This is a genomic window from Coprococcus sp. AF16-22, assembly GCF_003461545.1.
In the GTDB taxonomy this organism is placed as follows: Bacteria; Bacillota; Clostridia; order Lachnospirales; family Lachnospiraceae; genus Coprococcus; species Coprococcus aceti.
The window spans coordinates 1-2,976 of record NZ_QTXH01000024.1; the positions used below are offsets into that span (position 1 = coordinate 1).

Consider the following 2,976-nt stretch of genomic DNA (forward strand, 5'->3'; position numbering starts at 1 on the left):
CTTTTCATAAAGTTCCTCCTTTTTCCTTAAAACATAACCTTTCCTTTTTAATACACCATATCACAATTATGAATTATGCGCATTTTTTTGTCAATCTCGCAAAATTCCCTATTATTTTGTATAAAAAGGCGAAAAGCCGGATATACAATCCACTTATTGTATCCCCGGCTTTTCGCTAGTTCTTAATATTCTAATTAAATATACTTAATAACACTTTTTACAAGGAGTATATCCCATGCTCTCTGCATAACTCTTTGATACCTTTGTCGGTCCGTTCATGCCACTACATGTCGATCTGCTGTGGTACTTCTTTCCTGTTCTCGGTATCCATACATCATTTCCAGAACCTGTTCCAATCGATCCCTGTGAACCATTTCCACTTCCGGAATTTCCAGAACTGTCGGAACTTGTGTTGTTCTTTGGTGGTGTATATTTCTGTTTTACAACCTTTATATTTGACCATTTGCCATAATAGGTTTTTACTTTTCCTTTTACCCTGACCTGTCTGAACGCTCTGACTTTTATGGTGTACGATGTCCTGTAAGTGTCAAGCAGAAGTGTTCTTGATGTTTTTCCCCTTACCGAAACCTTTCTGTATACAGAACTGTTCGTCTTTCTAAATGCCACCTGGTAACCTGTGGCGTTTTTCACACTCTTCCATGACACAAATATCTCATCATGCCAGTAATTTGCCTTTGCGCTCTTTATTGTCACCTTTGCAGGAGTTGTGGCCGCCTGAACCTCCGTCGAGCCAGATGCAAAAGCCCCGGCAAACAACATGGAAAATGCAACCATTAACACGACTACTTTTCTCATTAGTTTGTTCATAATATGATCCTCCTCACTATAATATGTGCATATCCCGTCTACGCAACTACAGCTATCATATTACTTATTATATCACTTTCCAATATATATACAAACTGTATATTGACATTATCACCACAAAAGTTAATTACCCGATTTCGGATTAGTAGTCGATATATATACATCACATGCGGATCTGATTACGGATATATAATATGTCTTGCCCGCAACACATTTATAACTCATGCAAAAATCATTTTTATTAGTTGACAGGTCGTGCTTTACATCATCCACTGCTGCCAGAATTTTTCTGTTCTCATCATACAGATATCCATACGGATCTCCTGTCGAAATTGAATAGAAGTAATATGTGCCCGTGGTTTTTGGAACAAATTTGTATAACTCTTCTTTTTCTGCATAAAATGAGGTTTTATCGCCAATCTCGATCACATCCTCAGACATTTTTGCTGTGACTGAAACTGCCTTTCTGTCTACCTTTGCAGTTATCACTCCCCGCTTACCCATTCCTTTGGCCTTAAGTGTATATGATGTTCCTGGGACAAGATAAACATACCCATTTGTACCGCATTGTCTGTCATATTCATCATACCATACTCCGATATCATCAACAGAATACTTGGCATTGTCAGGATTTACAGTAAGTTTTAATACATCTGATACAAAGTTTCTGCCAGTCTCAGACTTGTCAAATTTCTGATTATACAGATATGTGCTGTCATCTCTTATGGATATTACCACTTCATATGTACCAGGGAACAGATCCATCGAATATGAGCCATCATTTCTTGATGTAGCACCATTCCACGCAAGCTTATAAGGAGTTGCTTTATCCTGATTGTAGAACTTGATCGATACCCCGTTCAGGTTATTTCCATTTATATCCTTGACATACCCCTCAACCTTGATTGCCTTTTTAGCATTTATCTCACAGTTAACTGTGGTGCTGATCTTCGTATCGTTGTCATCCGTTATCTTTACCTTCAGGTTATATGTTCCCTCCTGATAAATTTTTCCTGTGACCCTTCCTGTTATATCAACACTCAAGCCATAGTCATCCCCGTCTATGCTATAAGTGTATTTCCCTGAACCGCCTGCGACAGATGCAGGCTTCACACTTACTGAATAATATTTATCATCCGTGCCTATCATGCCGTATTGAGGTATATAATACGCCGCGATCACCGACGAACTGCTGACATTCCATGTGATTATGTATGTAACTATATCCCCCAGCTCATCAACAGACTTAATTGTTGTTTTCGTTGTTCCTGTCTTTCTCACTGTTCCACTGAAACTGATCGCGTTACTTCCATCCGTTTTTATTGCATATTTCACACCATCAGGGAGCTTGTCTACAGTAATTTTACATATTCCTCTTGCGCGATCCACTGTAAATTCTCTGCTGAATGACTCATTCTGTTCAAGTTCATAAGTCATATAAACCCTTCTATTTGAATGATCCTTGGAATAATATGTCTCAATACTTGACTTACCTGTGCCATACAGTCCATCTACATAGACACAGACTCTCACATAATCGCTTAATGAGCATCCTCTTCTCAGCGCTATGGTGTAGGTTTTATTGTCCTTTGTCGTCACGCCGTCCAATGGAATGGTATAGTTATATGTTCCATTCAGTACCGTGCTCGCCTTTACAACAAAACTGGAAGCCGGAAGTTTCTGACTTCCCGATAATGTAACCTGCACAGTTTGTGGGTCACTGACAGTTGCAGATGCTATGGTGTTCGCTTTCGTAACTGTGACTTTGTATGTCGCCTTCTTACCTGTGCCATCTGTAGCCTTTGCTGTTATCACTGCTGTTCCTGCAGCAACCGCATATACTTTTCCTTCAGAATTTACCACTGCTACCTTATCATTTGAAGAACTCCATGCACATTTTTTATTTGTTGCATCTGCCGGCTTTATCACCGGGCTTAGCTGCATCGTTCTGCCAACATACATCTTTCCATTTGTTTTGCTGAAACTTATCGATGATACTGAGGCCCTTACAGTCACCCTGCAGATCGCTTTCTTTCCTGAACCATCAGCAGCAATCGCTGTGATCGTCGCTCTACCGCCTCTTACTGCTGTGACCCTGCCTGATACGCTTACCTTTGCGATCTTGGAATTGCTGCTTTTCCAGATAAC

General features: G+C 40.0%; 2 protein-coding genes. Both read right to left on the bottom strand.

The features are described from left to right. Positions 1-204: 204 nt before the first annotated feature. Positions 205-828, bottom strand: a complete 624-nt coding sequence (locus DWW60_RS13250) for a hypothetical protein (protein ID WP_055224731.1) — start codon at positions 826-828, stop codon at positions 205-207. Between the two features lie 123 nt (positions 829-951). Next, positions 952-2,976 (bottom strand): Ig-like domain-containing protein (locus DWW60_RS13255; protein WP_199414469.1); only part of this gene is annotated, 2,025 nt, incomplete at its 5' end.